This window comes from Sphaerospermopsis sp. FACHB-1094 (genome assembly GCF_014696195.1).
In the GTDB taxonomy this organism is placed as follows: domain Bacteria; phylum Cyanobacteriota; class Cyanobacteriia; order Cyanobacteriales; family Nostocaceae; genus Sphaerospermopsis; species Sphaerospermopsis kisseleviana.
The window spans coordinates 1-4,497 of the sequence record NZ_JACJPT010000201.1; the positions used below are offsets into that span (position 1 = coordinate 1).

At 36.0% G+C, this 4,497-nt stretch carries 6 protein-coding genes; all 6 read right to left on the reverse strand.

All coding sequences use genetic code 11. From position 1 onward, the window contains the following. Window positions 1–123 precede the first annotated feature (123 nt). Window positions 124–381: a PIN domain-containing protein gene (locus tag H6F47_RS26860; RefSeq protein WP_190651793.1), complete on the reverse strand. Its 258-nt coding sequence runs from the start codon at window positions 379–381 to the stop codon at window positions 124–126. After that, a complete protein-coding gene (locus H6F47_RS26865) occupies window positions 381–1,088 on the reverse strand; it encodes a DUF4276 family protein (protein ID WP_199291313.1) in 708 nt (235 codons plus the stop codon). The genes H6F47_RS26860 and H6F47_RS26865 overlap by 1 nt, the downstream gene beginning before the upstream one ends. Beyond that, on the reverse strand, window positions 1,082–2,284 hold the full coding sequence (locus H6F47_RS26870) for an AAA family ATPase (protein WP_190651795.1): 1,203 nt from the start codon (window positions 2,282–2,284) through the stop codon (window positions 1,082–1,084). The genes H6F47_RS26865 and H6F47_RS26870 overlap by 7 nt, the downstream gene beginning before the upstream one ends. Window positions 2,285–2,687: 403 nt before the next feature. Beyond that, complete coding sequence (locus tag H6F47_RS26875) at window positions 2,688–3,314, reverse strand: Uma2 family endonuclease (protein ID WP_190651797.1); 627 nt, start codon at window positions 3,312–3,314, stop codon at window positions 2,688–2,690. Window positions 3,315–3,446: 132 nt separating this feature from the next. After that, window positions 3,447–3,866, reverse strand: coding sequence for a PIN domain-containing protein (locus tag H6F47_RS26880; protein ID WP_190651799.1), 420 nt, complete (start codon window positions 3,864–3,866; stop codon window positions 3,447–3,449). Beyond that, window positions 3,853–4,131, reverse strand: coding sequence for a CopG family transcriptional regulator (locus tag H6F47_RS26885; protein ID WP_236630651.1), 279 nt, complete (start codon window positions 4,129–4,131; stop codon window positions 3,853–3,855). Before H6F47_RS26885 ends, H6F47_RS26880 begins: the two co-directional genes overlap by 14 nt. Window positions 4,132–4,497: the final 366 nt, after the last annotated feature.

Sequence of the window (4,497 nt, forward strand, 5' to 3'; positions counted from 1 at the left end):
ATACTTATCGGTTACTTGAAAATACATCAGAACGTATCCAAGTTTTGCAGGGACTTAAACAAATTGGGGCTTATATTGGCGATTTAAGGCGTTAGGCGATCACCTTTATCAATCATTCCCACCTCACATGACTGATGTAGATAAATAACTATATTTGACTATATTTTTGTTATTCAAATCCAATACTGCTTGCCGTGCTTGCTCAATGCTGAGAGTATGTTTGCGAGAAATATAGAAAATATCCGTTAGCGTTGTTGCTGTCACATAGCCAACAACTTGACCACTATCAATCGCTTGAAACAGCAGTTCTGCATCTTGGGAAAATGGCTCTCGTTGCAATAGAAAATCTAGGACAATATTGGTATCAACTAAAACTCTCATTAAAGATACTTCTCCGCTCCTCGCTCTTCTAACATTGCAGCTACTTGCTCATCAGTTGGGGCAGGTTGATCTGTTTTCAATAAGCCCCGCATCCGTATCTGATCCTTGATTTTAGTAAATAGGTGATCGCAATAAGGGGAAGATTGACGAACTTTAGTGACATCTAACAATTCTAATAGTTTAGAAGCGTGTTTAATTTTGTGATATTCACCCTTGGTAGTTTTACCACTGGAAGTTTTGAGAATACGTTCTAAATTATCTTTTGGAATAGTTTCCACATTATTAGTTTTGGGAATACCATTTTCTTTAAAACCTTGTCCATAAAATTCTTTCAGAGTTGCAATATCCGCGATAAACCACGCTTCCATTGTTTGTACCATCAAATGGTAGTTATCATCATCAACTCCTGCTGGTTTATCCCAACCATCTCTTAATTTCAGATGTTCCCAAGGAGAACCTTTTGTGACAGGTGCTTCTGCATCAACCAGCAAAATATTAAAAGCATCAGGATTAGATTTTAAAGCAATTTTAAAGTTACGAAAAGCATCATTTCTCTTCCCACACATAGTTATATTCAGTGTAACGTTTTCACTTATTACTGTATCTAGCAATTTTTTAAAAAACTTGCTGAATCCTGCTCTAAGTAAAGATAAAGTTCTTGTACTATCTCCACCACCTTCTATATAAATTCTAATTTCTTTTACCATCTATTTCCACCAATTTCCCCTATTCTCCAAAGATCACCAAGAGTATATTTTTCCAACCATTTTTTTAATTTTTCTGGTTGAAGTCTCCTTAAATGAGTTCCTGTATTATCTCTTTCACAAACTACTACAGATTCAGGATATTCACTCAACGCAGAAACCAAAGCATCAGAATGAGTGGTGACAATTAATTGAGTTCTCTGAGATGCTTCAATTAACAATTCTGCAATTGTTGGTAAAATATCTGGATGTAAACCTAATTCTGGTTCTTCAATACAAATTAGTGGTGGTGGAGTAGGATCTAAAAGTAACGCCATTAAAAACAAATATCGCAATGTTCCATCAGATAACCTAGTAGCTGGAATTGGTTGAATTAACCCTTTTTCCCGAATAAATATTTGTACAGTACCGCCATATATTCTCACATCTAATTCTTCCGCTTCTTCATAAAATTTTTCTAGATATTCAATAATTTTTCTACTACCTAATCTATATTTTAAATCATTTAAAAACAAACCTAAATTACTACCATCTTCCAATAAAGGATGTTGAGGCAAATCAGCTTTTTGAGCATTTCTTGGTTCTGAATATCTCCCAATTTGCCAATGACGATATAAACCTATCTGAGAAAATTCTGTACTCAGATAAGAAAGTTCAGGATATAAGTCAGGATCTTTTCTTTGAGATAAAACTGACTGATCTAAAATTAAATCTTCTCTGCGGAGATTTCTTCTAAACTCCTTACCATCATCTGTAATTGTGTTAATATTTAAAACAGGCCGACCATTTTGATAACGATAATAAAAATATACATCTTGTCGTCCTTCATAGACTTGTGCATTTTCTATAGCTTCATCTACTAATTCTAATCTTTGTCCTACTTCTGTTATGCTTAATTTATAATGTAGATTATTTTCATGTCTTTCTGGATAATTTAATATAACGTCTATATTAGCTATAGAATTACTTTTTTCACCTTTCCATAAAAATTCATTAATACCTCCACCTTGACGAAAAGGTGCTGGTAAATCTGTCGGTGTTGCGCGTAAAATACCAAAAGCTTCAATAAAATTAGATTTACCAGAAGCATTGGGTCCAATTAACACATTTAGCGGTTGTAGTTCTATTTCTTCCCCCGTATTTCCATAGGAAAGAAAGTTTTGTAATTTGATTTTATGAATAAATCTTTTACCTTCCATTTACTTCTCCTAATATTAAATAAAACTATATTTTTGCTAATATTTTGGGTCACTTTACTCTAATGTAGCTATCCATTTCCTGATAGTGAATAAACAATTATTGATCTTTTGCGATCGCTTGATGGTAGTTTAAATATCTGCTCTTTAAGTTCTTGTAACAACATAGATAGCTCCCATACTTGAATGGTTGTCTAATATATGTTGTCTATTCAGTATATTATAAAGGATCTCGCTTTATCAGTCTAATTTGAGTGATCGCACTTTATCAATCTAAGCAATAAGCGATCGCCCCCGACTCAAAACCAAAATATCACAATATTATCCGTTCCCATGATTTGTTATGGAGCAAATCGCCTAATCCTCGGTAACTATTTTATCCTAAGTAAACATGGCTTACAGCACTTTATCTGCCAGCCTTTAAAACTTGTTCGGCTGTCAGTTTGAGATTTGGGAATGTCAGCGAAGTAATGGGTTGATTGCCTCGAATCTGCTGAATTTCATACTCTCCTTTCACTAACGTACAAATGGAAAGGGTTGGTTGTTTCGGTTTCCCAATATGTCGAGTCCCGCCCAGACCTGCATAATCCGCAATCCAATATTCAGGAATACCTAAAATTGCGTAGTCTTCGACTTTACGCGCATAGTCGTTTTGCCAGTTGCTACTAACTACTTCCATCACAAATGTAATCGAACTGCCCAGGGTGATGATTGATTGGTCATTCCAAAGTAGTTCTTTCGCAAGTTCATTGCGGTCAATAACCATAACATCAGGTCGAAATGCTGTCATATCCAAGTTAGAAGGACGTAGTAATCCTCGCTGAAGGACAAACCAATTTAAACCTATTGCATCAATTTGGGCGCAGATTTTTGTGGTGGTAAAAGCTGAAACTTCTTCATGGTAGCCTGTTGGTTCCAAATCAAATACCTCTCCATCAATCAATTCGTAGCGGTTACTGTCACCATAACGGACGATAAAATCACCAAAACTTAGTAACTGCTGTTGTATTGGTATTCCGGTTGCAATGGTCATAGGTCAACTTAGCCCCATCAATATCATCACTCTAGCATTTTCGCTAAATCCATCTACTCCGATTTCTTAACCTTTGCGATCGCTTCACAATTACTTGTGTTTGGCGATCGCTATTACTGTGAGTCATGATTTTTAGTTAATAGACATCAAATTCTCAAAAGGATGACGATTTTTCCAGCGGTAAGTATTAAAGTACCGAAAATCAACAGATAGAATCCGCCCATGCCCCAAATGTTCGGCAAGAATAATCAATGAAGCGTCCGCTAAATCCATTGGCAGAGAACTATATTGATTCATCAATTCACTGATTCTTTTCCCATCTTGAACCTTGAGATCAAAAACCTCAAAAGCACCAATTTCTAAGCTATGAATAAACGTCTGTTGAGCATTTGTGCCTGTACGTTTCAAGAGAATATGACAAGCTTCCGTAATTACACACCATGTTGTAACTAGAGGCTCATCAATCGTATCTAAAACTTCTTGAGCGAGAACATGATAATCATCACGGCGATTGATTAGTGCTATCCAAAAGCCAGAATCAACGATTACCATATTTTTCGTTAAGACTTTCAGTGAGATATTGCTTGTAATTAACCGACAAATCAGAGTCCCCTTCAGCACAACCAATCAGCCCTGATTCTCTAAGGAGTTGCAAAGGCTTTACAGGGGATTCTTGATGTAATTTTTCATAATAAAGATCGATCGCCACTTTCATAATGTCAGACGCACCTTGATTTGTCCGCTGGCGAATGTAATTAAACTTACTAGCGCGATCGCTATCGAGCCTTGCATTAACTCTCATATTTTTGCTTGTCATAACTCTGTATGACAATACTATAGCTCAAAAAATTCAAAGTTAAGTAGTTCTCAAATAGTTTCCTCATAGGCCGATCGCTCCTTTCGCCACAGCGATCGCCCCAACTCAAAACCAAAATATCACGATATGATCCGCTCTAATGACTTATTATACAGCGATCACCTCAACAACCCATCTTCTAAAGCAAATCGCTCTTTTCCTTATATGTATCGTATTATTAAGTATTAGAAACTAGATCAAATTCCTAAAATTCATGTAATTACTGCAAGGATTTAACTGTGATTACAAATGCTAGTAGCCTTACCCTTAGCAATCTCCGTCAAACCTTTGGCTTGAGACTCAATTCTAGCGATCGCTTTTTTGATG

Coding starts and splice junctions, on each gene's coding strand:
- H6F47_RS26860 (WP_190651793.1), bottom strand. CDS start 381: ATGAGAGTTTTAGTTGATACCAATATTGTCCTAGATTTTCTATTGCAA.
- H6F47_RS26865 (WP_199291313.1), bottom strand. CDS start 1,088: ATGGTAAAAGAAATTAGAATTTATATAGAAGGTGGTGGAGATAGTACA.
- H6F47_RS26875 (WP_190651797.1), bottom strand. CDS start 3,314: ATGACCATTGCAACCGGAATACCAATACAACAGCAGTTACTAAGTTTT.
- H6F47_RS26880 (WP_190651799.1), bottom strand. CDS start 3,866: ATGGTAATCGTTGATTCTGGCTTTTGGATAGCACTAATCAATCGCCGT.
- H6F47_RS26870 (WP_190651795.1), bottom strand. CDS start 2,284: ATGGAAGGTAAAAGATTTATTCATAAAATCAAATTACAAAACTTTCTT.
- H6F47_RS26885 (WP_236630651.1), bottom strand. CDS start 4,131: ATGACAAGCAAAAATATGAGAGTTAATGCAAGGCTCGATAGCGATCGC.